Source organism: Arthrobacter sp. FW306-1B-F12A (assembly GCF_058781865.1).
This window is the reverse complement of sequence record NZ_JBYSXD010000013.1, coordinates 53,752-79,062: the sequence shown is the minus strand read 5'-3', so window position 1 is coordinate 79,062 and position 25,311 is coordinate 53,752. Positions and strand designations below refer to the sequence as shown.

Annotated in this window: 22 protein-coding genes; 12 read left to right on the top strand and 10 right to left on the bottom strand. The window is 63.6% G+C overall.

Features of this window, described 5'->3' with window-relative positions; translation table 11 throughout:
• Positions 1-68 precede the first annotated feature (68 nt).
• The 3 genes from AC3WJU_RS09025 to AC3WJU_RS09015 all read left to right on the top strand — a co-directional run bounded on the left by AC3WJU_RS09025 (position 69) and on the right by AC3WJU_RS09015 (position 3,382).
• Positions 69-1,451, top strand: coding sequence for a nucleotide sugar dehydrogenase (locus AC3WJU_RS09025; protein WP_492259695.1), 1,383 nt, complete (start codon positions 69-71; stop codon positions 1,449-1,451).
• Positions 1,452-1,482: 31 nt separating this feature from the next.
• Positions 1,483-2,487, top strand: coding sequence for a dTDP-glucose 4,6-dehydratase (locus tag AC3WJU_RS09020; RefSeq protein WP_059387927.1), 1,005 nt, complete (start codon positions 1,483-1,485; stop codon positions 2,485-2,487).
• Positions 2,488-2,608: 121 nt separating this feature from the next.
• The gene (locus AC3WJU_RS09015) at positions 2,609-3,382 is read left to right on the top strand and encodes a hypothetical protein (RefSeq protein ID WP_492259694.1); all 774 of its coding nucleotides are present in this window, start codon (positions 2,609-2,611) and stop codon (positions 3,380-3,382) included.
• Between the two features lie 204 nt (positions 3,383-3,586).
• On the opposite strand, the gene AC3WJU_RS09010 is transcribed toward AC3WJU_RS09015, so the two are convergent.
• Positions 3,587-4,750 carry a chitinase gene (locus AC3WJU_RS09010; protein ID WP_492259693.1) on the bottom strand — a complete coding sequence of 388 codons (1,164 nt, stop codon included), beginning with the start codon at positions 4,748-4,750 and terminating at the stop codon, positions 3,587-3,589.
• A 488-nt stretch (positions 4,751-5,238) separates the two neighbouring features.
• Positions 5,239-5,553: a hypothetical protein gene (locus tag AC3WJU_RS09005; protein ID WP_307052687.1), complete on the bottom strand. Its 315-nt coding sequence runs from the start codon at positions 5,551-5,553 to the stop codon at positions 5,239-5,241.
• Between AC3WJU_RS09005 and AC3WJU_RS09000 the strand changes: the two genes are divergently transcribed.
• Together AC3WJU_RS09000 and AC3WJU_RS08995 are read left to right on the top strand one after the other, a co-directional pair.
• A complete protein-coding gene (locus AC3WJU_RS09000) occupies positions 5,501-6,682 on the top strand; it encodes a polysaccharide deacetylase family protein (RefSeq protein WP_492259699.1) in 1,182 nt (393 codons plus the stop codon). The genes AC3WJU_RS09005 and AC3WJU_RS09000 overlap by 53 nt on opposite strands.
• Complete coding sequence (locus AC3WJU_RS08995; protein ID WP_492259692.1) at positions 6,679-8,061, top strand: glycosyltransferase family 2 protein; 1,383 nt, start codon at positions 6,679-6,681, stop codon at positions 8,059-8,061. Before AC3WJU_RS09000 ends, AC3WJU_RS08995 begins: the two co-directional genes overlap by 4 nt.
• 125 nt (positions 8,062-8,186) lie before the next feature.
• Here AC3WJU_RS08995 and AC3WJU_RS08990 read toward each other — a convergent pair whose 3' ends face one another.
• Positions 8,187-8,924, bottom strand: coding sequence for a hypothetical protein (locus AC3WJU_RS08990; protein WP_284989820.1), 738 nt, complete (start codon positions 8,922-8,924; stop codon positions 8,187-8,189).
• A 28-nt stretch (positions 8,925-8,952) separates the two neighbouring features.
• Here AC3WJU_RS08990 and AC3WJU_RS08985 point away from each other — a divergent pair, with 28 nt between their 5' ends.
• The 5 genes from AC3WJU_RS08985 (at position 8,953) to AC3WJU_RS08965 (ending at position 14,514) form a co-directional block, all read left to right on the top strand.
• On the top strand, positions 8,953-9,168 hold the full coding sequence (locus AC3WJU_RS08985) for a hypothetical protein (RefSeq protein WP_284989819.1): 216 nt from the start codon (positions 8,953-8,955) through the stop codon (positions 9,166-9,168).
• Between the two features lie 540 nt (positions 9,169-9,708).
• Complete coding sequence (locus tag AC3WJU_RS08980) at positions 9,709-12,363, top strand: LuxR C-terminal-related transcriptional regulator (protein ID WP_492259691.1); 2,655 nt, start codon at positions 9,709-9,711, stop codon at positions 12,361-12,363.
• Positions 12,364-12,464: 101 nt separating this feature from the next.
• Positions 12,465-13,799 carry an aminotransferase class V-fold PLP-dependent enzyme gene (locus AC3WJU_RS08975; RefSeq protein ID WP_492259690.1) on the top strand — a complete coding sequence of 445 codons (1,335 nt, stop codon included), beginning with the start codon at positions 12,465-12,467 and terminating at the stop codon, positions 13,797-13,799.
• A complete protein-coding gene (gene sufU, locus AC3WJU_RS08970) occupies positions 13,796-14,308 on the top strand; it encodes a Fe-S cluster assembly sulfur transfer protein SufU (protein WP_059387921.1) in 513 nt (170 codons plus the stop codon). Before AC3WJU_RS08975 ends, sufU begins: the two co-directional genes overlap by 4 nt.
• 68 nt (positions 14,309-14,376) lie before the next feature.
• On the top strand, positions 14,377-14,514 hold the full coding sequence (locus AC3WJU_RS08965) for a hypothetical protein (protein WP_492259689.1): 138 nt from the start codon (positions 14,377-14,379) through the stop codon (positions 14,512-14,514).
• Positions 14,515-14,901: 387 nt separating this feature from the next.
• On the opposite strand, the gene nhaA is transcribed toward AC3WJU_RS08965, so the two are convergent.
• From nhaA to AC3WJU_RS08950, 3 genes are all read right to left on the bottom strand, one after another.
• Complete coding sequence (nhaA, locus tag AC3WJU_RS08960; RefSeq protein ID WP_492259688.1) at positions 14,902-16,209, bottom strand: Na+/H+ antiporter NhaA; 1,308 nt, start codon at positions 16,207-16,209, stop codon at positions 14,902-14,904.
• 182 nt (positions 16,210-16,391) lie between these two features.
• A complete protein-coding gene (locus AC3WJU_RS08955) occupies positions 16,392-16,613 on the bottom strand; it encodes an SCO4848 family membrane protein (RefSeq protein WP_059387919.1) in 222 nt (73 codons plus the stop codon).
• A 1-nt stretch (position 16,614) separates the two neighbouring features.
• The gene (locus AC3WJU_RS08950) at positions 16,615-17,112 is read right to left on the bottom strand and encodes a DUF2505 domain-containing protein (protein ID WP_306961243.1); all 498 of its coding nucleotides are present in this window, start codon (positions 17,110-17,112) and stop codon (positions 16,615-16,617) included.
• A gap of 144 nt (positions 17,113-17,256) precedes the next feature.
• On the opposite strand from AC3WJU_RS08950, the gene mfd reads away from it, so the two are divergent.
• A complete protein-coding gene (gene mfd / locus AC3WJU_RS08945; protein ID WP_492259687.1) occupies positions 17,257-20,973 on the top strand; it encodes a transcription-repair coupling factor in 3,717 nt (1,238 codons plus the stop codon).
• Positions 20,974-20,979: 6 nt separating this feature from the next.
• The gene (locus AC3WJU_RS08940; protein ID WP_492259686.1) at positions 20,980-21,783 is read left to right on the top strand and encodes a metal-dependent hydrolase; all 804 of its coding nucleotides are present in this window, start codon (positions 20,980-20,982) and stop codon (positions 21,781-21,783) included.
• 9 nt (positions 21,784-21,792) lie between these two features.
• On the opposite strand, the gene AC3WJU_RS08935 is transcribed toward AC3WJU_RS08940, so the two are convergent.
• The 4 genes from AC3WJU_RS08935 to AC3WJU_RS08920 all read right to left on the bottom strand — a co-directional run bounded on the left by AC3WJU_RS08935 (position 21,793) and on the right by AC3WJU_RS08920 (position 25,227).
• Entirely contained in the window at positions 21,793-23,310 is a 1,518-nt protein-coding gene (locus tag AC3WJU_RS08935) for an OmpL47-type beta-barrel domain-containing protein (protein ID WP_492259685.1), read from the bottom strand.
• Complete coding sequence (locus AC3WJU_RS08930; RefSeq protein ID WP_476910289.1) at positions 23,307-23,816, bottom strand: hypothetical protein; 510 nt, start codon at positions 23,814-23,816, stop codon at positions 23,307-23,309. Before AC3WJU_RS08930 ends, AC3WJU_RS08935 begins: the two co-directional genes overlap by 4 nt.
• Positions 23,817-23,832: 16 nt before the next feature.
• Complete coding sequence (locus tag AC3WJU_RS08925; protein WP_492259684.1) at positions 23,833-24,678, bottom strand: COG1470 family protein; 846 nt, start codon at positions 24,676-24,678, stop codon at positions 23,833-23,835.
• Between the two features lie 93 nt (positions 24,679-24,771).
• A complete protein-coding gene (locus tag AC3WJU_RS08920; protein ID WP_332601501.1) occupies positions 24,772-25,227 on the bottom strand; it encodes a hypothetical protein in 456 nt (151 codons plus the stop codon).
• Positions 25,228-25,311 lie beyond the last annotated feature (84 nt).

The window sequence follows — 25,311 nt, the reverse complement described above, 5'->3', positions numbered from 1 at the left end:
GCACGTCCCGTTCCGCCGCCGGCTTTCTTTCACACTGGAGACAACAGGCACCGGGAGGTCGACTGACCATGGCACCGAACACGAAGGTAAAGACCCTCAAGGCAGAGCCCAACGGGAGCTCGCAGTCCTTGCACACGCAGGCACCAGCTTGGCCGGAGGGCGCGGGAACACGGACAACCACACAAGATCAGGCGTTTACTTTCGACGTGGCGATCGTGGGCATGGGCTATGTGGGCCTGCCCACGGCGCTCGCCATCAACGCTTCCGGTCGGCGTGTCCTCGGCCTTGACGTGTCCGACGCCCGCCTGGCCGTGATCCGGGAGCAACGGGCAGATCTTCTGGACTCCGACAGGGAGCGGCTCAGCAACGCGCTGCTGGACCCGACCTTCATGCTGAGCAGCGATTTGTCATTGCTTGCCCGCGCGGCGGCAGTGGTTGTGTGCGTTCCCACTCCCGTGGACGAGTACCTGGTTCCGGACCTCTCCATTCTCCGGGCGGCCTGTGCCTCGGTGGTCGATTTCGCCACCACTGGCCAGTTGCTGATGCTGACCTCCACAACGTACGTCGGATCCACGCGCGACCTCCTGGCTTTGCCCCTGGCTGCGCGGGGACTTATCCCGGGCCATGACGTCTTCGTGTCCTTTTCGCCCGAGCGCATCAACCCCGGCGTGGATTCGTTCTCCCACGAAGACGTCCCCCGGGTAGTCGGCGGCGTGACCCCGGCGTGCGGCGAAGTTGCCGAACGGCTCCTGAGCGCTAGCACCAAGTTGGTTCACGTCGTGCCGTCGGCGGATGTCGCCGAGATGACCAAGCTCGTGGAGAACACGTTCAGGGCCGTCAATATCGCCCTGGCTAACGAATTCGCCGATATCTGCCACGAACTCAACATGGAAGTCATGGACGTCATCGATGCCGCGTCCACCAAGCCGTATGGATTCATGGCCTTCACACCTGGTCCCGGAGTCGGCGGACACTGCATACCGTGCGACCCCCACTACTTGCTGTGGCAATTGCGCAAGGCCCGCTTGACTGCCCCGGTGATCGAGCAAGCGATGGCCGGGATTGCGGGCAGGCCGCACCAGGTGGTGGAGAAGGCCAGGCGTATCCTGTCGGACCGCAACCACGGTGTTTCCGGTGCACGCGTCATGGTCCTCGGGGTTGCGTACAAGCCCGACGTCGAAGATCTCCGGGAATCCCCGGCGTTGGAAATCATTGCCGCCTTGATCGCCGACGGAGCGGAAGTGGCATTCTCGGATCCTTGGTGCCAGACGGCTCCCGACGGCCATGGCGGGACCCTTCAATCCGAGCAATCGCCTGCTGACTGGGGTGCGGACCTGGTGATCCTGCACACGAGGCACAGCCAGATGGAACTTGACTGGCTGGCCGGAGCCCCGGCAGTCCTGGACACGACATACCGCTTACCCAAGGCCGGCAACGTAACCCGGCTCTAGATCCACCAGGTTTTCGACGGAAGCAGGAGTAATGAAAACAGCAATAACCGGCGGTGCCGGGTTCATAGGAAGCCATCTTGTTGAGTACTTGTTGGCGGCCGGGGACGAAGTCGCCGTGCTGGACAACTTGTCGACCGGACGCCTGGAGAATCTCAAAGGCGTCATCGGCCACAGGAACTTCCACTTCGTCGAGGGCACCATTCTCGACCGTGACGCAGTGGACAAGGTGGTGGCGGGTGCCGACAGGGTCTTCCACCTGGCCGCCGCGGTTGGCGTGAATTTGATCGTCGACCACCCGTTGGAGAGCCTCCGCACGAATATCCATGGCACCGAAGTGGTCCTGGACTCGGTCCTCGAATCAGGTGCCTCGCTGTTGCTGGCATCCACAAGCGAGATTTACGGGAAGAACACCTCGGACAGCCTCTCGGAAGAAGCGGACCGCATCCTGGGATCCGCGCTCAAGTCCCGGTGGACCTACGCAGCCGCCAAGGGTATTGACGAGGCATTTGCCCACGCGTACTGGCGCCAATTCGGGTTGCCGGTTGCCATCGTGCGGCTCTTCAACACGGTCGGTCCGCGGCAGACAGGCCGCTATGGAATGGTTGTTCCGCGGCTTGTGCGGCAGGCGCTCGTCGGTGAACCCCTGACGGTTTACGGAGACGGCCATCAAACCAGGTGCTTCTCCTACGTCGGCGACATCGTTCCGGCCATCGTCCGCATTTCCGAGGAACCGCTTGCCTACGGAAATGCGTACAACCTCGGCGGCAGCTACGAGATTTCCATCCTGACGTTGGCCGAGAGGATTGTCGAACTCCTTGGGAGCGGCAGCGCGATCACTCTGGTGCCTTATGAGCAGGCCTACTCAGAGGGCTACGAGGACATGCGCCGGCGGGTTCCGGACAACAGCAAGTCCTTCGGGCTTGTTGGCTTCGAGCCGAAGACCACCTTGGATGAGATCATCCTCAACGTCGCGGCCGACTACAAACCCGCAAAAGTCCTGGATCCGGCAGGTTGGAAGATTACCCTCGCGTCGTGAACGAAGGGACGGCATAGCCTACAGCGTAAGGACGGGCGGCTGGGTGAGTGGAGTACGCGCTGACCGGTCGCCCGTCCTTGTCCAAGGAAAGATCCGACGAACCCTTTTCCAGGAGCACGATGTGAATCGCCCAGCATCCGGATCCAAGCGTCACGGCCGGGGTGGAGCGGCTGTGCTTGCGGTCCTGACCCTGCTGACGGCAGCGTGCGGTGGACCGAGCCCGAGCCCGAGTCCGACGCAATCAGCCGGCCGGTATCCCTGGCACACGGGGATCGTATCCACCACCTTTTGGGTCGGCGAGATCTTTGATCCCAAGGCGGCAGACGGGAGCCAAGTGGTGTCGACCTACGACTCCCAGTGGATGCAGAGCTATGGAGGCTGTGACGGCGTCGTGACGAACGGCTGCAAGACCGAGGCGAGAACGCAGGCCAAAGGCTATGCACCGACCAGCATGACTCCAAAGGAGAACCCGTTCTACCTCGATCTTCCTTACGACGACGTCAACGATCCCACCGCCTTCGCGGAACGGGCCAGTGTCATCCCGTGGGCCAACGATCCGGGTTTCGCGGGCAATGCCCAGAACCGTTCCTTCAGTTACATGAAGAACCAATGGGTCAGGATCCGGATGGGCAACCGGGAATGCTACGGACAGATTGAAGATGCGGGTCCGGGCCAGTATCACGACAAGGACTACGTTTTCGGCTCCAATGACGCCCGTCCGGCCAACAAGAAGTTCAACGGTGCCGGAATGGACGTCTCGCCTGCGCTCAACGGGTGCCTTGGTTTCTCCGATCTTGATGGCGAGTCGGACAAAGTCGACTGGCAGTTCGTGCCACGGGACCAGGTTCCCGCGGGACCGTGGCTGAACATCGTCACGGTCAGCCAAGTGAAGTAGCACCGGCCGCCGGAGCCGTCCAGGCAATCCGGTAGAGACAGTCCCAAGAAAACCGGAGGTATCCATGCAGTGGCTTAAGAAGCTGTTTCGGCACGGTAACGGAAGGCACCTCGCGCGCCCGGCCGAAGCCAAGAACCAGAACAGGGCGGACCGTCCAGGCCAGGCATGATCCTCTGCCAATCGGCGGGATCGTTGATCGGCGGGTCAGGGCAGTTTGGCGTGGAATCCCGCGCTCAATACATCGGAGAAGCGTTGGGTTCCTTGTTCGATCCCGCTACACACATGGCTGGCCGGATCCTCGGGGGTGTCCTGGGTGCACGACGTGTCCCGGTTCAAGGACCACATGGACACCCGTTGAACCCCCTTGCTGATGGCGAATGAGTTCAATCCGCGGGCCGCGTCCAGGTCGAATATCTCGCCCGGGAGGTCGTTCCGGCCGATCATAGGGGTCAGGCCCATCTTTCCCCAGATCTGTTCGCTGTTGAGGGTGATTCCCGCACGCTGGTAGATGATGCTTAGCTGGTCGTTGGTGGACTGGGCCGCTGAGGTTCCGGCATCGAGCATGCTTTGCGATTCGCTCCGGCTTGAACCGTAGTTCATGGTCATGATGTTGACCCCGGAGAGTTCGACGCCGGCGGCGAGCATCTGGTCGACGGCGGAGGTTCCGGCGTCGGTCAGCCCTTGCGGGGTGACCGGGAGGGTAAGCCAAATTGAGAGGGCGTGCCCTTCCTTGATCCTCTCCTTCTGGAGGGCAGCGACGGCTGCGGCGCGGCGCTGCCAGGCCGCGCTGTCCGCCAGGTTGTCGCCCTCAACGTCAAAGTCGATTGTTCCGGGGTTGTAGCGTTCCAGGACCGCACGATAGGCCCTTTCCAGATCTGTTGCATTCGAGCAGGAGTTGGCGAGCTCACTGTTGACTGAGCCGCCGAAGGACACAGCGAAGGCGCCGCCGTTTGACCGAAGCTTGGCGATACGTTCTTCGAGCTTGAGCGAGGTCTTCGCGGCATCGAGGCTGTATGTGCTACCCCAACTCGGTGTGCAGGGCTGTCCAGCCATTGCCACCACGAACGCCAGCGTGACATTCTTGGTGCCCTCGCCCACGGGTGTCTCGAAAGCGTATTGAGGGACCACAGTCACGTCGACGTAGCCGGAAAACCACGGGGGCTCGAGGGAACCGTTTGCGTCCGTGGTAAAACGCCACACGAGGATGCCTCCCATCCCCACCGCCACAAGGATTGCGGCAATGCAGGCCCGGGCGAAAGCTGACAGCTGGCGGCGAGGTCCCTTGGCCGGGGACGACGAGCGACGGACGTCCCGCGCGCCGTCCGACTCAGCCGAAACGGACGCGCCGCTTCCCCGGTTCCTGGACACTCTCTTCCGCCATCCTTAAATTCCGACTGCCTGATTGCACCATTTGACCACGAACGGATCGGATTCGCCCCTGCCCGCGCCCCGACGTTTGAGCCCGGTGTTGCGCGCGCAGCGCACGAGTAGTGGCACCGTCCGGACGTCAAGGTTGAGTGTAAAGACGGGTAGAGCGTACTCGTGTCCGTCGTCGCCCTGGTTCTTACGCTGATGGTGTCAGTTGGTTGAGGGCAACGGGGGAAAGACAGGTCTCACAATGGAAATGGACGCTCTGGTCCGAGCGGCATTAGGACGCGGCGGATTAAACCGAGAAGGCGTTTGCCTGGAGTTCGAACCTGCTCTTGGGGGATCCGGCACGGTCCCTCCCATGGACCCTGCGCTAATTGACGGCGCTGCCGGACGGCAGCGCGCCCTCATCGAGAGGGCCCCTGAGCGGGGGCCGGTGGTGAATAAGCCTTTGAGACCGAGGCTTCCCCCAGTCGCCACCGGCCCCTTCAGGAACCACGGCAGTGCGGGTTGGCGATGAGTCCGCGGGGGAAGGGCATCGCATCCGGACCGATCCGCATGTCGAGGAAGCGGGCAGGTCTTTGGGCTGCCTCGTGGGTGTCGGTGCTGCTCCTGTTGACGGGCGCAACATCGCTGATCAACGGAAGCCAGGCTCCCTCCGGATCCGGATCCGGAACCACCAGCCCCACGCCGTCTGCCGCTCCGCTCTCATCCGTTAGCTTGACGTTTGATGCGGGCCGGTCAAGCCAGATGGAGGCGGCCCGGATCTTGAAGGACCATGGCCTCCGGGGCACGTTTTTCATCGATTCGGGCTTTGTTGGAGCGCCTGGCTACATGACAACGGACAATCTCCACACCCTGGCCGCGGACCAGAATGAAATCGGTGGCCATACGGTCACCCTTGCCGATGTGACGTCCGTAGAGCCTGACGAAGCATCGAGGCAGATCTGCAACGATCGCGTGAACCTTACGGACTGGGGCTTCAAGGTCACCTCCTTTGCCTATCCGTTTGCGGCTTCGACGCCGAAGTCGGAAGAGCAGGTCGCTGGATGTGGCTACAACAGCGCGCGTGGCCTCGGCGAGATAACCACTCCCATCGACTGCGCGGGCTGCGCTGCAGCGGAAACCGTCCGTCCGGCGGACCTGTTCCGGACGCGGGCAACATCCGAGGTCGGCAGCAAGTGGACGTTGGCCGACCTTCAGGCGACAGTAACGCAGGCCGAAAAGGCCGGGGGCTGGTTGCAATTGACCTTCTACGACGTCGACAACAGCGGCAGCCCCCGCTCCATCAGCCCCGCGTTGTTCGAACAGTTCGCCACTTGGCTGGCGGCCAGGACACAACAAGGGACCATGGCCGTGCGCACGGTACATGACGTGATCGGCGGCGTGGCGAAACCCGTGGTGAACGGTCCCATGGCGGCGCCGGCTGCACCAGGAACGAATGCCCTTCGGAATCCGGGGCTGGAAACGGCTGGAAAGTATGGCTTGCCGCAATGCTGGCAGGTGTCGTCCTATGGCAAGAATGCTGTGGTCCTGAGCACCTTGACCCCTGGACACTCCGGCGCTGTGGCCCGACGCCTGGACGTGAGCGAATACTCGTCCGGTGATGCCAAGCTGCTTCCCGTCCTCGATCTGGGAGCATGCGCTCCGAGCGTGAGTACCGGCCACAGCTATTCGCTCAGGGCGTGGTACCAGTCCAACGCGAAGACCCAATTCGAAGTGTATTACCGCAACAAGCTGGGCACGTGGACCTACTGGACGGCCAGTCCGTGGTTCGCGGCCAACACCAGTTACGAGCAGGCGATCTGGGATACGCCGCCCGTTCCGGCAGGAGCCGAGGCCATCAGCTTTGGACTGAACCTCTTCAGTGATGGCCAGCTTGCTACCGATGATTACGAAATGTACGACACAGTGGGAGCTCCGTCGCCGTGATAGTTCTGCTTTCGATCTTCTTGGTTCTGGGGGTCAGTACGATCTTTTGGTCGGTTGCCGGGCTGGTCCGCCTGGCGGGTGAGGAATCGTGGCGGGTCAAGGGGTTGTCTTCCCGGATCCGGGGGTGGATCGCGCTGCTGCGCGGCGGCACGGTACCGATCCCTCGGCGCCCGCGGGCCCGCCATCGTGCGAAGGGGGTGCGGCTCTACCCGGCGAATGTCGCGGTCCTCGTGGCCGCCCACAACGAGGCCCTGGTCATCAGGGAGACAATCCTCGCCGCGTCCGCTTTGGTACCTCGCCGCAACATCCACGTCGTTTCGGACATGTCCACTGATGACACCGCAGCTATTGCTCGGGCCGCGGGGGTGAAGGTCCTTGACCTTGAACCGAACCGTGGCAAGGCAGGCGCACTCGCGGCGGGCATCGCCCACTTCGACCTGTGCAAGCGGTTCAAGGTGGTCATGCTCCTGGACGCGGACACACGCCCGACGCCGGATTACCTCGAAACGGGGTTGCCGCTGTTTGACGATCCGACGGTGGTTGCCGTCGCGGGACGGGCCAAATCGATCATGAGCCCGGCACCTCCGACGGCGATCGGCCGATTCCTCGTGGCCTACCGGGAGCGCTTGTACATCGTGGTCCAATTGCTCCTCAAATACGGCCAAGCGGCGCAAGGGGCAAATGTCGTCTCCATCGTGCCCGGATTCGCCAGCATGTACAGAACCAGTGCACTCGCAAAAATAGAGGTCCTGGCGCCGGGACTGGTGATCGAAGACTTCAACATGACGTTTGAAATCCATGCGAAGAAACTGGGAAGGATCGCATTCCATCCCTCTGCGGCTGTTGCGTACACCCAGGATCCGGACAACCTGAAGGACTATATCAAGCAGGTGCGGCGGTGGATTCTTGGTTTCTGGCAAACCGTCAGGCGGCACGGCCTGCAATTCAGCAGATTTTGGTTTGTCCTGGGGCTGTACATTGTTGAACTCGTAGCCAGCTGCCTTTTCTTCGTCCTTCTGGTGCCGGCATTCCTGCTATCGTCCCTCGCTGCCGTCGAGGTGTGGATTTTCGGCAATCGCTCAGAGGTTTTTATCTTTCTGTCAGGCGTCCTGCGGCCCCAGGACGTTCTCATTGGGGTCTTCCTGCCGGACCTCTTCTTGACAGTCCTTGCCGCAGTTTCGATGCGCAACCCGCGCTTTTTGTTGATGGCGCCCTTCTTTCCGTTGATGCGGATATTGGACGCAGTGATTTGCCTCCAGGTCTTGCCCAAGGCGTACTCGGCGAGTTCGTCGGGAGTGTGGGTCAGCCCGGTTCGGAGGATCCAACGCCAACCTCAGGAAATCGCGACGCCGGGGCCGTCCGTGGTGCGGACCGGCTAGGGACAGCCCTGGAAAAGTGGCGGACACGCGGACGCCCATGCCAGGCAGCCATTGCGGCTGGGTGGCGTGGGCGTCCGACACTCCCGGAGTGGGTAATGTCCTGCTGACCCGTGGGTCCCGGGATATTAGTTGGTGACTCCCGAAGTGGTGACAACGTTGAGCCACGGACCGGCCGGCACGCTGGCACGGTCAACGAAACGCCACGATACGTGGTCATTGTCGCCGTTCAGCTCAGCGAAGCCCAGGCAGCCGTTCAATGCAGGGGAGACATCCATGCCTGCACCCTGGCTCGGGTCGCCGGAGAAGGACTTGTTGGCCGGACGGGCGTTGTTCGCGCCGAAGACGTAGGCCGAATCGTGGTAGAGCGAACCGCTCGAGGGCCCGGCGTCTTCAACTTGTCCGTAGCAAACGGCGCCATTGGGGCCGGTGATCTGGACCCATGCGTTCTTCATGTAGCTGTAGCTTGAGTCCGCACAGTGGTTGACGCCCGTTTTGGCGTTGTCCGCGGCGGCCCACGGAATAACATTGCAACGCTCGGCGAAAGCGACGCTGTCATTGACGTCGTCGTAAGGCAGGTCCAAGTAGAACGGGTTCTGCAAAGGCTTGGGCTGGTGCAGGGGGAAGTACCCATTGCTGGCTACGCGCTGTTCCGTGGCGCACTGGAAGCTCGTGCCGGTGCCGGAGCTGACTCCGTCGCAACCGCCGTAAGTGCTGCCGGGACAACCGCTCGCGCTGGACGGAGTGGTTCCCATGTTGACCCCCGTGTGCTGCAAGGCCCACTGGCCGTTGTAGGTGGAGCAGACCTGGGAGCCGTCCGAGAGGCTGGCATTGAAGATCTCGCCCACCCAGAAGGTGGTGCTCACGATGTTGGTGTGGAGGGGGTAGGTTCCCGTGACGGGCAGGGGCGCTGCCGTTGGTGCGGGTGCGCCGGCGGCTGTTGCGGCCGGAGCGGGGGCGGCGGCAGCGGGCGTGCTCGACGGCGCCGCGGCCGGAACATTGCTGGGTGTGGGCGTCGGCGTCGGTGCCGGCGTGGCGGTGCGCGTTTGCGCGGATGAAGGCGAAGGCGATGAGCTTGGCCGCGAATATGAACCGCGGTCGCCGGCCTGATAGGAGGATTTGTGTGATGACTGGACAGCTGAGATGGTGGCGAACCCACCAAAGGCAAGTACAGCCACGGCGATGAGTGCTGTGAACAGGTGTTTCATATTTTGGGTGACATATCTGTTGGGGACATAGACATACGAGACCTGGGCAATGGATAAGGCGAGCTGCAGCTGAACGTGCGGCAGCGTCGTACACGGCCAAACGGTGTGTCACGACAGAGTTGTTGCGGAAATCGGCTGCGCTTCAACTCCCCAGAAGTAGCCAGCCGGAACTTACTCTTGCGGCACCAGCTTACACAGTCAGATCACAGAGCGGTAACAGAGGATGCAAATCCGGCGGGAAAACCGGGGTGGAAACGGCGCCGTGGTGCGTCGCCCGGAGGCTCCGTGGAGCGGGGATGTTTCGTGCAAGTAGCCCCGGAAAACCAAGTAGTTACCACTCAATCCAGGGACTGAAACCCGAAGGTAACGTTTGGAAATGACACCGGTCCGTGCCACAGCCGTCAGGAACGTGTGTCCGGCGGCCCGAAGATGAGACAGGACCATGGACGATACCGAAGGGACCAACACCCCGCCCCCGATTATTCGGGCCGCGGAGCTCCAGGAGATTGTTATTGCCTTGTCCGGGCCGGAACCGGCCGGGATAGTCATCTCGGGACCGGGAGGCTCAGGAATGACCACCCTCTTGGACGCAGCGGCTTCAGTGCTGGGCGGTTCCTTCAGGGTGATCGCCCACAACGTCTCGGAGTCGTTCGCGGACATTCCGTTTGGAATCGCCATGGCACTTGTTCCGGACCTGCCGGCGAGGGCCAAAGTGTGGCCGGGTTCCATCGTGGCGGCTTGCCGCAAAGCGGTGCGTGGCGCAGCGACCTCCGGATCCGCCGCACTGCTGGTACTGGACAACATAGATTTCCTGGATGACATGTCTCTTTGGCTCCTGAGCCAACTGCTTGTTGAACCGGACATCCGCCTGATTGCCACCCACCGCTCGGACCGGCCCTTGAGAATGGAACTCATGGAATCCGTGGTGTCGCGGCAGCTGTCGGTGGTGACCCTGGACGATCTCACGCAGGAGCAGCTTCGCGAATTCCTTGATGATCGCCTCGGCGGGCGCGCAGCCCGCAGCCTGGTCCGGGACATCCATACCCTCACCGGTGGAAACCTGCAGACCGCGAAGTTGTTGGTGGACGAAGCCGCAGCGCGTGGCGAGATCGTGGAACAGGCCGATTCCTGGATGTTGTCCGGACCAATCCGCTTGGACGGTTCGCAAGCGCTCGAGCTGACCCGCCACCGGCTTGAGGGCTATTCCGTGCCACAGCGGCAGGTAGTGGACATTCTGGCGGTGGGGGAGCCGATACCGCTGGCCGTCCTTGAACAACTCGGCCCAAAGCGGGCGATCGACGCGCTGCGGTCCGACGGAACCATCCGGGTCCTGAAAGGCAGCCAGGAGACGGCAACGCTCAGCCATGCCATCGAAGCGAGGCTGGCCCGGCAGCACTTGGGACCTGAACGGATCCTCGAACTTCGGAGGAGCATCTACGCGACGTCCTCACCCGTTGGCGATGATTCGCTGTGGACGCTGTTCCGCCGCGTGGACCTAGAACAGGCAAGCGGTTTACCGGTGCCGGACGCCGATCTTTTGGCCGTGGCCATCGCCGCGAACGACATTCACGACAACCGGAGGGCCCGGCGGGCCGCGGAAGCGGTGCGGGCGCCGGAACTCGGACTGGTTGCCGGCGTGGAACTGGCGAGGGCGCTCTATCAGACGAGGGACTTTCCCGGGGCTGTGACGGTCTTGAAGGGTCTGGTGGCGAACACCCCCGACGTCCTGACGCTCGACTTCGCCCACGCTGTGTGGCTTCTGCTGCATGCGCTTCTGCCGACATCGCCGGGAGCCAATGTGCTGAAGGCGGTCCTCCAGGATGCCCGACGGCGGCTGGAGGCTGCCGCCGTCGGCATCCAGCCCGGCGAGCCAGCCCATCTTGGCGAGTCCGCCGTCCGGGACGAACTGGACGTCCTCCAGCTGTATCTGGACGCCCAAAACGGTAGCTGGCCTTCAGCCAACACCGAGCTGTTCCAAAGGCTTTGCCATAGCCAATTGGTCGATCCTGGATTGAGATCGGAGGGCCATCCACCCCCGCCCACCCAGGCCGGCGTGCTGTTGATGGCGCTCGTCTCCCAGGGGCTGGCTGTCAGCGGACGGTTCGCGGACGCCGTCGCACTTTCGACCCTGGCGCTCGAAGCGGTGGGGCGGCTGCCGCGCTGCCCCGTGGACTTCCACTCCACTGTGCTGACCATCCACGGGTCCAACCTGATCTGGCGCGGGCAATGGGGCGGGCCCGAAATGTTCTGCGCCGGAAGTTCCAGCTTCAGCAACCGGATGAGCTATTTCGGTGGCTCAGCGCATCTGTACAGGGCACTCGTACTTGCCAGGCAGGGGAGCCTGGAACTGGCATGTGAACAGTTCCGCCAGGCCAAGGCCCGGCTGGATGAAGCCGACCCTGACGGGCTCCTCCCGCCGGCGCTCGGCGGACTTGCCGCGGCTGCGTGGTTGCTGGGGGACGTCAACCAGGTCCGTCGCGCCCTGGCTGCCTACGATTCGCGGGCCAGCGGAGGGAACTACCTGGCCTCGCAGCTCGCCGAAAGCTATTCGTCCGCCGCCCGGTCAGTGCTGATTGGCGCTGAGCACTCGCACCGGAAGCTGCTCCAACTCGCCGGGTCTGCCGCCAAAAAGGGGCACCGGGCGCTTGAGATGTTGAATCTCGGCCTTGCGGCCCGTACCGGCACCCGGGGAGACCGGCAGCTGGGGGCCGGAGTGTCCGAGCTGGTGTGGAGTGTCGAGTCCGGCATGCCGTCGGGACAGGAAGCAGGACAGGAAATGGGAACTGGGCAAGTAGGCATCGGAGAACCTCAGCAAGCGTTGGACCAGGAGGAGGCTTTCGTTTTTGACGAACCCCACCCGGCCAGTCCGGAGGCCGGATCCTCGGTCCTTCCCGGCGTCGTCAAGCTTTCCCAGCGTGAACGCGAAGTGACTGCCCTGGTGGCCTCCGGTTTGAGCAGCGCGGAGGTGGCTGCCCGCCTGGGTATCGCCGTGAACACGGTCAACGCCCACCTGCAGCGGGTCTACGGCAAGCTCGGAGTGTCCCGCAGGCAGAAGCTTTCCGAACTGTGGGACGAGCTCGCGAAGCCGGAGGAGTAGGGCCAACGCTCCTATTGGTGGGACAATTACAAGGTGACGCCGCCAGTCCTGGCGGTCCGCCGCTGGCGATTGCCACGTAGTCCTGACAAGGAGCACCGGTTTTGACAATGGTTTCCACCCCCGCGTGGGGAGATGCCCAGGTTTCCGCACTCGATGACGATGAAGTCCGTCGCATCCGCAACGACTTCCCCGTTCTTGGGCAGGAAATCAACGGCAAACCGCTGGTCTACCTGGATTCGGGGGCCACCTCGCAGAATCCCCGGAGCGTGCTCGAGGCTGAGCAGGAATTCTATGAACAGCGGAACTCGGCCGTCCATCGCGGAGCGCACCACCTTGCGGTAGAGGCAACCGACGCCTTCGAAGACGCGCGTTCCACCGTGGCACGTTTTGTGGGTGTGGAGGACGACGAGCTGATCTGGACCGCCAACGCCACCGCCGGGCTGAACCTCCTGGCCTATTCGTTTTCGAACGCCAGCGTAGGCAGTGCGGGCGGGGAAGCCGGACGCTTCGCCCTCAAGCCGGGGGACGAAGTCCTTGTCACCGAAATGGAACACCACGCCAACCTGATTCCGTGGCAGGAGCTGTGCCGGCGGACCGGGGCAAGCCTCAAGTACATTCCCCTCGACGACGCCGGTGCGCTGCGTCTCGAGGAGGCAGCACGCCTCATCACCCCGCGCACCCGGATCCTGGCCTTCACCCACACGTCAAACGTCCTCGGCAATATCAACCCCGTTGGCGTGTTGGTCGGAATGGCGCGGGAAGTAGGCGCCTTGGTGGTCCTGGACGCATGCCAGTCCGCGCCGCACCTCCCCTTGGACTTCAAGGCGCTGGACGTGGATTTCGCCGTGTTCTCCGGCCACAAAATGCTGGGGCCCACGGGAATCGGTGCGGTCTATGGCCGCAGCGAACTGCTCAATGCCATGCCACCGTTCCTGACCGGCGGTTCCATGATCACCACAGTGACCATGGAGGAAGCCCAATACTTGCCTGCTCCCCAGCGTTTCGAGGCTGGAACCCAGCCTATTTCGCAGGCTGTGGCCCTCGCTGCCGCAGCAAACTACCTCAGCGAAACAGGAATGCAGCGGATCGCCCGTCGTGAGGCGGAGCTCGGCCAAAGGTTTGTCACCGGCCTCAGCGCCATCGACGGCGTGCGTGTGCTGGGCCCCGGGCCGGGAGAAGAACGGACCGGTCTTGCCGCGTTCGACGTCGCCGGAGTGCACGCGCACGACGTCGGGCAGTACCTCGACGAGCTGGGCATCGCCGTCCGGGTGGGCCATCATTGTGCCCAGCCCTTGCACCGCAGGCTGGGCCTGAGCGCCTCCACGCGGGCCAGCACCTACCTCTACACCACATCCGATGAAGTCGATCTGTTGGTGGATGCGGTTGCCCGGATCAGGCCGTACTTTGGGGTAGCGGCTCCTGGAGCCACATCATGAGCGGCCTGGACTCGCTCTACCAGCAGTTGATCCTGGAGCATTCCAAGGCGCGCAGCGGCGGAGACCTTGCCAAGCTTCCGGCCCCGGGAACCGGCACCCCCGGCACGGAACAGAGCTACACGGGCCAGAGCCACCAGCTCAATCCCATTTGCGGGGACGAAATCACCCTCCGGCTGAGTCTTGGCACCGCCGGTGACGGACAGGCCGTCACGGAAATCCATTGGGACGGCGACGGATGTGCCATTTCGATGGCGTCGGCGTCCATACTCAGTGAAATGGCACCGGGCATGTCCCCGGTGTCTCTTCGCCACACGATCGACCACTTCCGCGAATTGATGCGTTCGCGCGGCAAGCTGGAAGCGGATGAGGAACTTCTCCAAGACGCTGCCGCCCTGGCCGGCGTTGCCAAGTATCCTGCCCGGGTGAAGTGCGCCATGCTCGCGTGGGTTGCCGCGGAGGACGCGCTGCGCCAGGCCGAGGCGGGCCAAGGGTTGGCCCAGGCTCTCTAGTGCGGGTGGGCCGAGGTCGAGTACCCTCCACTCTATTTCGGCCCGTGGTCCGGACTTAGCCTCGAAGCATGATTACCTTGGAGAGCAGGCGCGAATGGCGCCAGAGCCAGCATAGGGTCCGCCGGGCGGAATTCGTGGTTGTGGGATTGTTGCTCGTCCTCGTCGCCGCGACAATTCTTGCCGCCGTCGCGGGATTCGTGCAGTAAGGCCGAATGGTTCACCGCAGCTGTGCTGCGGCCTTCACGGCTGACTATATAAAGGTTGGAAAACCGCACGAGGCAAAGAAAAGCTCGGACCCGAAAAACCGGTCCGAGCTTTTTTGTACCATTGGCCTAGTCATCGCATCATTTGGGTACCCGCTGCGATGAGCACCGAAATCGACATGAGACCGAGAATTACCCAAACAAAGATCAATGACCAGTTCTTCTCTTGGGCTTTCCTGTGGGCCCCATGCCACACTCGTTCCATACTATTCGCGTCCATAGCAGCAAGGTATTCCTGCAGATACCGCCCAAACAGCGTGCCGACCACCCCAATTGAAAAGGGCATTACTCGCATTAAAATGCGGGCTACTCGTATGCGGTCCCGGCACGTCAGGCGCGGGTAAAAACGTCAGGCACGCCGTCGCCGTCGTCGTCCCTTAGCTCCTCCCGCGCCACGTGGCGGTAGTGCCGGTTACGGGCTTTGAGTACGACGGCGGCAAGCACCGCCGCGGCGAGGGAACCGGCGAGGATGGCCACTTTCGCGTGGTCGTCGTGCGGAGAACCGCTACCGAAGCCCAGCTCGGCGATCAGGAGGGAGACGGTGAAACCGACGCCCGCCAGCATGGCCAGCCCTGCGACGTCGATCCATGCCAGGCCGTCATCCAGCCGTGCGCGGGTGGTCTTGGTGATGAGGAACGTGGTGCCGAGCACTCCAGCCGTCTTGCCGGCCACGAGGGCGAGGACGATGCCGACTGCCACGGGATCGCGCAGGGCCGCTCCCAGTCCTTCGGCCCCGCCCAAAGCCACGCCGGCGGAGAAGAAAGCGAAAACAGGCACCGCAAAGCCGGCGGAGAAGGGACGCAAGCGGTGTTCGAAGCTTTCGGCGAGCCCGGCGGCAGGTTCGCCGTTCTTGCCTGAGGCTACGACCGGCACCGCGAAACCAAGCAGGACCCCGGCCACGGTGGCGTGGATGCCCGAGGCATGGATGAAGGCCCACGTGGCTGCGGCCAAAGGGAGCAGCAGGTACCAGCTGCGGACGCGTTTCTGGACCAGGAACGTAAAGAGGGCCAAGGGCACCGCGGCGGCCAGCAGCATGAAGGGCTGTAGGCCGCCCGAGTAGAAGAAGGCGATGATGCCGATGGCAATCAAGTCGTCCACCACGGCCAGTGTCAGCAGGAAGGTCCGCAATGCCGCGGGCAAATGCGTGTTGATGACCGCCAGGACGGCCAACGCGAAAGCGATGTCAGTGGCAGTGGGGATGGCCCAGCCCTTGAGTGTTTCCGCGCCCGAGCCGAGGTTGATCACCACGTAGATGAGCGCGGGAAGAACCACGCCGCCCACCGCTGCCGCCACCGGAACGATCGCTTTTGCCGGCTTCCGCAGTTCCCCGGCCACGAATTCACGCTTGAGTTCCAGTCCGGCGATAAAGAAGAAAACGGCCAAGAGCCCGTCGGAGGCCCAGTGGCCCAGGCTCAATTCCAGGTGCCAGGGAGCGTAGCCGATCTTCACTTCGCGCAGCGCGAAGTAGCCGTTGGCAAGGGGCGAGTTTGCCCAGGCGAGTGCGGCCACAGTAGCGGCGAGCAAAAGCGCGCCACCAACGGTTTCAGTGCGGAGAATAGCCAGGATCCGTTGATATTCCGGGAAACTGGATCTGCTGAATACCCTTGAGGGGGCAGCGTCGTGGGGGCGGTTCGCCATGTGGCTCCTTGGGGAGTGCGGGGTCGACAAAACTATTGCCGACCAGACTTCCCGGCGCACCTGTGTTCTATTTTAGCGGAAGGGTCACCTACCCCGCCGAGGCCCCAACTAGCTCGCAGTTAATGTCGTTATGAGGCGTCATAACGACAACAAATGCGAGTCAGTTGGGGCCGGAAGGGGCGTTACGTGAGCAGCGCCGTGATCCCGATGACCGCCGTCGCGAGTCCGAGCACCATGGAGATCGCGACCAGCACGACGTGGACGGTGAGGAACTTCGTGGCCTTCCCGTTGGCGTCGCGGGCACGGGGGTCCGACATGACCCGGCGCAGGAACTGTGGCCACACGATGAGGGACCACGCACCCGCGACGATCAGCACGATCGACAGCCCGGCTGCCAACTGCACGCTAGTGGCTTTCGAGCCAGGCCTGGGCCTGCTGGGACTGGATGTTCAAGGCCTTGCCCACCATCGGTTCGGCTGCGTCGGCGATCTTGCCGCCGAGGAATGGAACCGACGACGTGACGGCACCTTCGAGCTCGACGCGGGTGTTGCCGCCGTCGGCCACCAGGCGCTGCACTGCGGTGACATCCAGCGGTGCGCCGGAAATCTTCAGGGAGATGTTGCTGGTCCGTGAGCCGTCGGCCGTCGGGGCGTCCCACTTCTCGGTCTGGGTGACGGTGAGTTTCTCGCCCACGAATTTGCGGGCGATCTCCGGGAGGCGCGTGGTGGGCAGGGTGCGGACCGTTGTGGTGGTGAAGGGTCCGGCGACGTCGCCGTCGATCTGGAATGATTCCAAAGTGCCGCCGACATACTCGCTCGTGTGGCGCAGGAAGTCTTCGTCGATGAAAGTGGCGGCTACGCGGTCGACGCCGTAGGGCAGGGTGGTGGATGCGTTCAGGGCCATGGGGGTCCTCCGTGAATATCTCGGTTGAAAGCTCTTGCGGCTCCCAAACATCCTACGGTGTGGGCGGGGTAGGCTAGGAACGCCCCGGGATTCGAGAGAATTTCGGGTTTTCGTGCTGCCTTCCCCACTCCAGGAGTGCCATCCATGAGCCCCAAAGGCCAACCGTCAGCGGTCAACTCAGGAATCAGCCCTGCCGGCACTGTCGCATCCCTTGATGGATTGCGTCGGGCCCTGGGTGAGGACCGGACCTTCGCCCGGGTCCGGCCCGAGGCCTCCCGGGCCTTCACCGAACGCAGTTCCGACTACCAGATCAGCGCCCCCGCAGGCTTGAGGGCCGCGCTGCTGGCCGAGATGGCCGATGGCCTCGCCTCCCAGAGTCTTGAAGACAGCGCCGTGGTGCTGGCCGTGACGGCAACGGGCCGCGAAGCCGAGGACCTCACCGAGGCCTTGGCTGCCTATCTCCCGGCGGACTCGGTGGCGGCCTTCCCCAGTTGGGAAACCCTGCCGCACGAACGGCTCTCCCCGCGCTCGGACACAGTGGGCCGCAGGCTCTCGGTCCTTCGCCGCCTTGCCCACCCGGAGAGCTCGACGGCGGGTCCCTTGCGGGTGGTCGTGGCGCCGGTTCGCGCCGTGGTCCAGCCGGTCGTGGCGGGCCTCGGAGAACTGGTCCCGGTGACGTTGAGGGTGGGGCAGGAAATGCCCTTCAGCGACGTGGTACGCCGCCTTGCCGACGCTGCCTATTCCCGCGTGGACATGGTGACCCACCGTGGTGAATTCGCCGTCAGGGGCGGTATTTTGGACGTCTTCCCACCCACCGAGGACCACCCGATCAGGGTGGAATTCTTCGGCGACGAAGTGGACCAGATGCGCTGGTTTGCGGTGGCAGACCAGCGTTCGCTCTCCGGTCCGGCCGTGCACCACCCCAGCGAATTGCACGCCCCGCCGTGCCGGGAAATCCTCATCACGCCGTCCGTCATGTCCCGGGCGGCAAGGCTCAAGGCCGAGATGCCGGCCGCCGCTGACATGTTGGAAAAGATCGCGGGCGGCATCGCCGTCGAGGGCATGGAGTCCTTGGCGCCGGTCCTCGTGGACGCCATGGTGCCTTTCGTGGACCAGCTGCCGGCCGGTTCCATCGGTGTGGTCATCGAACCGGAAAAGGTCCGGACCCGAGCGCATGACCTCGCGGCTACCAACGAGGAGTTCCTCGAGGCAGCCTGGTCCACGGCGTCCGACGGCGGGACGGCTCCCCTCGATCTCGACTCGGTACTGGGCTCCCAAGCCGCCTCGGCGTTGCATGCGGCCAGCTTCCAATCCTTGACGGACACCCGGAGCGCAGCACTAGCCCACGGGGTCTCCTGGTGGTCCATCACGTCCTTGGCGACCGACGAAGACCTGGTCCTCGACATCGACGTCCTGAACCTGCACGCCCGTGAACCGCGCGGCTACCAGGGAGACGTCGCGGAGATGCTCGAATTCATCGGTTCCCATGTGCGGGACCAGTGGCGCATCGTGGTGGCGACGGACGGGCCCGGTCCTGCCCAGCGTCTCGCCGAGTTGTTCCATGATGCTGATATCCCGTGTTCCCGCGTCGACTCCCTGGCCCACGAACCCCAGGCCGGCATCATCGAGGTGACCACTGCCGCTGTCGGACGCGGTTTTGTGCTGGACGGCCTCAAGCTGGGGCTGCTCACGGAAGCGGACCTCCTGGGCCGCTCGTCGGCCGGGTCCACGAAAGACATGCGGCGCATGCCCTCGAAGCGGCGCAACGCCGTCGACCCCCTCCAGCTGCACGCCGGTGACTTCGTGGTCCACGAACAGCACGGGATCGGGAAGTTCGTGGAGCTGATCCAGCGCAAGGTGGCTGGCTCGTCTGCCGGTTCTTCCGGGGGAGACGCCGGTCTTCGCGAGTACCTCGTGCTCGAATACGCGGCGTCCAAGCGCGGTGCCCCCGGCGACCGGCTTTTCGTGCCCACGGACCAGCTGGACCAGGTGACCCGCTATGTCGGCGGCGATACGCCCTCGTTGAACAAGATGGGCGGGGCGGACTGGGCGAGCACCAAGTCCAAGGCCCGGAAGGCCGTCAAGGAAATCGCGGGCGAGCTCATCAGGCTGTACTCCGCCCGCATGGCCTCGCGCGGACATGCCTTCGCGCCGGACACGCCGTGGCAACGGGAACTTGAGGAAGCCTTCCCGTATGTGGAGACGCCGGACCAGCTCACCACCATCAACGAGGTCAAAGCCGACATGGAACGCGAGATCCCCATGGATCGCCTGGTCTCGGGCGACGTTGGCTATGGGAAGACCGAGATCGCGGTCAGGGCCGCGTTCAAGGCGGTGCAGGACGGCAAGCAGGTCGCGGTACTGGTTCCCACCACGCTGCTCGCCCAGCAGCACTATGAGACATTCACCGAGCGGTTCTCCGGATTCCCTCTGCGCGTCAAGCCGCTGTCCCGCTTCCAAGGCGCGAAGGAAGCCAAGGAAACCATGGAGGGAGTCAGGAACGGCTCCGTGGACGTCGTCATTGGCACGCACCGCCTGCTGTCCAAGGACTTCGAGTTCAAGGACCTTGGCCTGGTGATCGTGGACGAGGAGCAGCGCTTCGGTGTGGAGCACAAGGAAGCGCTCAAGAAGATGCGCACCAACGTGGACGTCCTGGCCATGAGCGCCACTCCCATCCCGCGTACCTTGGAGATGTCCCTCACGGGCATCCGCGAAACGTCCACGCTGGCCACGCCACCGGAGGAGCGGCACCCCGTGCTGACGTACGTCGGGCCGTTCACCAACAAGCAGACCTCCGCGGCGATCCGGCGCGAACTCATGCGCGAAGGCCAGGTCTTCTTCGTCCACAACCGGGTGTCCTCGATTGAGCGCATCGCCGCCCAGATCCGGGAACTCGTCCCCGAAGCCCGCGTCGAAGTGGCGCATGGGCAGATGTCCGAGAGCCGCCTGGAAAAGATCATCGTGGATTTCTGGGAGAAGCGTTTTGACGTCCTGGTCTGCACCACCATCATCGAAACCGGCCTGGATATTTCCAATGCCAACACCCTGATTGTGGACGGCGCGGACAAGTACGGCCTCTCCCAGCTCCACCAGTTGCGTGGCCGCGTGGGCCGTGGCCGGGAACGCGCCTACGCCTACTTCCTGTACCCCTCCGAGAAGCCGCTGGGCGAGGTGGCGCTCGAACGGCTCAAGGCCGTCGCGGCCCACAACGAGCTTGGCGCGGGCATGCAGTTGGCCATGAAGGACCTCGAAATCCGCGGTGCCGGCAACCTGCTGGGCGGGGAACAGTCCGGGCACATCCAAGGGGTTGGCTTCGACCTGTACATCCGCCTGGTGGGCGAAGCCGTGGCCGAATACCGCGGCGAGGCCGAAGAGAAGGCCGCAGACATGAAGATCGAGCTGCCCGTCAACGCCCACTTGCCGCACGATTATGTGCCGGGTGAACGCCTGCGCCTTGAGGCCTACAGGAAACTGGCCGCAGCCATCACCAATGAGGCCATCGACGAGGTATTGGCCGAACTCGTCGACCGGTACGGAGAGCCGCCGCTGCCCGCGAAGAACCTGATCGCCGTCGCCCGCTTCAGGGTGGGTGCCCGCGAAGCCGGGCTGTCCGACGTCGCGCTCCAAGGCAACTTCATCCGTTTCTCGCCCGCCCAGTTGCCTGAATCCAAGGTCATGCGGCTCAACCGCATGTACCCGGGATCGCAGATCAAGCCGGCCCTCGACGCCGTGCTGCTCCCCAAGCCGAAGACGGCTAGGATCGGCGGCCGCGACCTGCAGGACGCCGAAATCCTGGAGTGGGCCAACACGGTAATCGAAGCTATCTTCGCGGCTTCGCCGGCCACCCAGACTGCGGGCTGAAGCTTGATGGGAGGACACCACGCCGCGTCCGGGGCCGCGGCGTGGATAGCTATCGCTTCAACCGGCCCGTACGCCTTGGGCTGGTACCCGCTGGACGCCACCGGAATCCTCATCGGAGCGATGACGACGGCGGGAACTGCCTTGGTGTGCGATTGGGACCACCGCTCAAGCACCATCGCCCACTCGCTGCCGCCGCTGTCCAACGTGATCGCCGTCGGGATCGAGAAGGCCAGCGGAGGGCACCGGCAGGGAACCCATTCGCTGCTGGGCGCTTCGGCTTTCGTGGTGCTCGCCGCCATGGCCGCCCAGTTCCAGCTGGACACTCCCGTAGGCCGTTTGTCCGTGGGTGCCGGACTGTTGTGCATGTTCATGATCAACCTGGCCGCAAAAGCACTGAAGCTGTTCCCGAACTCGGGGTGGATCTCCAATTGGATCTTCGCGCTCGCCATGGCCGGGCTGGTCACGTGGTTCGCTCCGCATCAGTGGAGCTGGCTGCCCTTGGCCATGCTCACCGGCGTCGTGGTCCACATTGCGGGCGACATGATCACCACCGGGGGAGTGCCGCTGTTGTGGCCCATCGTCATCAAACCGCCCAAGTTCTGGCGCAAGCTGCCCCTTGTCAGCGGGATTTGGCGGGCCAACGGCGCGTTCTCCATCCCCTTGCTTGGTAAAGCCGGTTCGCGGCGGGAATGGCTGGTCCTGATTCCCGTGAGCGGTTACGCCATGGTTGGGCTTGGCCTGGCGGCATGGGCGCTGCTCCGAAACCAGTGGCCGGCACTCCTGGCACTCATGATGGGGCTCGGTGGATGACGGCGGGTTTTAGAACTTCGATTTGCCGCCGGCGGTGATGGTTCCAACAAGGTTGCCTGCCGTGTCCGCTGCACCGGTTGCCGGGCTGTAAGCCGGGATAGTCGTTGAGAGGCCGGTTCCCGCGGTGCCCCCCGAACCACTCCCGCCGAGGGTGATGACCAGTGTCCCAGTGGACTGGCTCCAGGCCATAGTGGACGTCGTGAAGTCGAGGGACAACGTAGTGCTGGTGTTGTAGGCGGCGCCAAGGGCCACGCTCCCAAATGACGGTGCCGTGCAGCTCGTGCTGGTGAACGTCAGGACCTGGGTGGTGCTGATGCTGGCCGTGCCGTTGGCAGTCGGGCTGCCGGAGGTGAAGTCCCAGCCACTGCAAAGGGTATGCGGGTCCATGTCTGTCGAAAAGACGATGGTGAGGGTGTCGCCACTGCTTGCGCGTCCCGCACTGCCGCTACCGCCACCGTTGGCCATGGTGACCGAGCTGACAGCCGGGGCCGTAGTGTCGATCTTGACCGTTTGAGTTTGGGAATTGCTGGTGTTCCCCGCGATATCAGTGGCGGAGTAGAACACCGTATGAGTGCCGTCACCGCCGCTGACACTCACCGCGGCTGTGGCCGCGTTGACGGTGACCGGGGGAAGGGCGTCCACATGGTAGGTAATCGACGCGACGCCCGAACCGCCGGCGTCTGTCGCGCTGAGGTTAACCGTCACCGTGCTGGTCCTGTTGTAGCCCAAGGAGTTTGGCGTTGGCGAGATTGAGGCAACTCCCACCAGCGGGGCAGTGGTATCGATCTTGACCGTTTGGGTCTGCAGGGTGCTGGCGTTCCCGGCGACGTCAGTGGCGAAGTAGGACACCGAGTGGTTGCCGTCGCCGCTGACGCTTACGGCCGCCGTGGCGGCGTTGACCGTCACTGTGCTGCCGCCGTCGACCGCGTACTTGATGTTCGCAACGCCCGAACCGCCGGTATTGTCCACGGCGGCGAGGTTGACCGTGACCGTGCCCGTGCGGTTGAAGCCTGCCGTGTTCGGCGTCGGGGAAACCGAGGTCACGCTAATAGTGGGGGGCGTCGAATCAGTATTGACTGCAGAACTGCGTGCGCTTTCAGCGCCGGCCCACAAGGAGATGACAGGCGTGACTGTGTAGTACCAGGAGCCGCCTGGCACGCCTTGTTCAACGCAACTAAGGGTGGTCACCGTGCCCGCGCAGCCGCCTCCTGCGGCCACCGCGGTACCACCGCTCGCAGAGGTGTAGCGGGCGACGGTGTAACCCGTCACTGCATGTCCGGCCGGTGTGGAAACAGCCGCCCAGCTGACGGTGACATTCGTGCCGCTCAGGGACGCAGAGGGAGTGCCGCCTTGCGGCATGCTGTCGGCTTTTGCCGCCCCGAAGTTGCTGCTGCTCAGCGACTGCCAAAAGGCGTTGGCTGCCGGGCCGCCCCAGGAGATGAAGAGCACCGCAAGGAGCGTCCACGTCACGCGACTGCGGACCGCCCGATTGTTTCCGCGGCCTGCAGAGTGCTTGGGCTTGTTCATTTGCGGACCGCCATCGTCACTGGAAGGTGGAATACAGCGCCTTGGCAGCTGGATTGTGAAGCCGTCGACATCGACGCGGCTGCTGGGAGGGTGATCAGAATGGAGGAATTCGCCGGTATGGACACCGATGGCGTCAGAGGGGCGGCCGGGGCGTTGAAGGTCACGCCCGTGGTGCTGCATAGCGGGTGCGATGAATCCGCAGTGGCGGTCCCGTTGGAGGTGAAGCTGTAGACCTGTACGGCGAAGCCATTTGGATTGCTCGCGCGCACGATCACGTCGGCGCTTCCGCCAGGAACCAAGGTAGTCGAAGGTGAGTCGCCGGCGACCAAGGCGTCCACGGTGACGGTCTGCATGGTGCCGTTGGCTGCCGAGCCGCTCCCGATGCCAATGGTGTTCCAGTAGGCGTAGGCCGTTCCAACGCCAAGGACCAGGCTCAGTAGCGCGGCTGTCACGCCTGCCTTCGCTGCGAGCAGGGGGCCCGACTTCATCCAGCGGTTCGCTTTCATGTCAGTTACCCGCATTTCAGTTACCCTGTCCCGTTCCGGAGTAGGAAAGCTGCAGCGTGGCACCCTTGCAACCGTCCTGGTTGAGCGAGCTATTCAGCATCTTTATTTGCGGCCACTGAGCTGCCGGAATTCCGCTCCCGGAAAGCGAGGAATTGCCTGGTGGGGCAGATATCGGATAAGTGCCGCTGAATTGAACCACTGTGTAGTCCGAAGGATTGCACGGCCGGTTGTTAGCCACGGCCTGGGCGGTCCGGGTGATTCCCGTGACGGAAACGGTCAGGCCAGTGACATTCAGGCTGGAATTGCCCGGGTTCGTCAATTGAAGATTAATCGGCACCGCACTGCCCGGCGCCAAAAGCCCGGTGGGGCCGCCTGAGATGGTGAACGTTTGGTGTTGCCCGGTAGTCACCGTCAAGGAAGCGACGACGACGGCGGACTGTACCGTCCCGCTGGTGCCGTTGAGGCTCAGGGAGTACATGCCAAGAGGTGTGGCGGAAGTCGTGGAGACGTCGAGGTTCGAGGACGCCGATCCCGGCCCGACGGCGACGACTGCGGGCGAAAACGATGCTGTGGCGCCTGCTGGCAGCCCCGAGATTGTCAGTGCGACGTTGCCGACGAACCCGCCTGAGGGCTGGACCACGACGTTGTAGCTCGCCGTTGTCCCCTGGGTGACGGATCTGCTGCTTGGGGCAAGCTGCAGGGTGATGGCTTTTGGCGTGTTCTGGTTGCCGTTGCCATTACTACTGGCGGCGAGCACGACGCCCGACGTGAGGGTCACCAAAAGGAGGCCTGCCAGAAGCACTTTGGCTCCCGCTCGGACGATGCGAAGCGGCGAGTGGAATAACTCCGGAATGCTCGGCACCTGGGCCTCCTCTAGATCTGTTTTCGTGGGTTTTTCTCAAGCGAACGCACAGCGACAACTGGTGGGCCCGTGATGGACCCACCAGTTGAATTACTAGAGACTTCCGACCGTGACGGTAACCGTGGCGCTTTTGCAGGAGTCTTGGCTCGCGGCGTCGTTGAGGAAGGTCAGTGTTCCGCTGCCGACGGACGTGCCGGTTGAGTTGTGTGCCACGGGCGAAGTCGAGGTCACCGCCGTGACCGTGAACCAGGTAGCGAGGCAATGCGTGGGGTCGCTGGTGGATACCGTTGCTGTGAGGGCTCCCACCACTGTGTCAGTGTTGCTCGCATTGTCGGCCGTGTAGGCGACAGACGTCGAGTTACCGGGGGCAAGTCCCGGGGCGAAGTTTGCGTGCAGCGTCACCGTTCCGCCGCCGGCCGAGTTAGCCGCTCCGCCAGATCCGCTACCGGTGGTGCTCCAGTAGGCATAAGCCGCTCCGCCGCTCGCTGCCACGAGGGCGAGTGTTGCTGCTGCCGCGTAGACTTTTCCCTTTTTGCTGAATTTGCGCATGAGTGAGACTCCTTTGTGAATTGGTATTCCCCAGAACAGGCGACAGCGGCAATGAATTCGAAATTTCCAACCCTTGCTTCGATT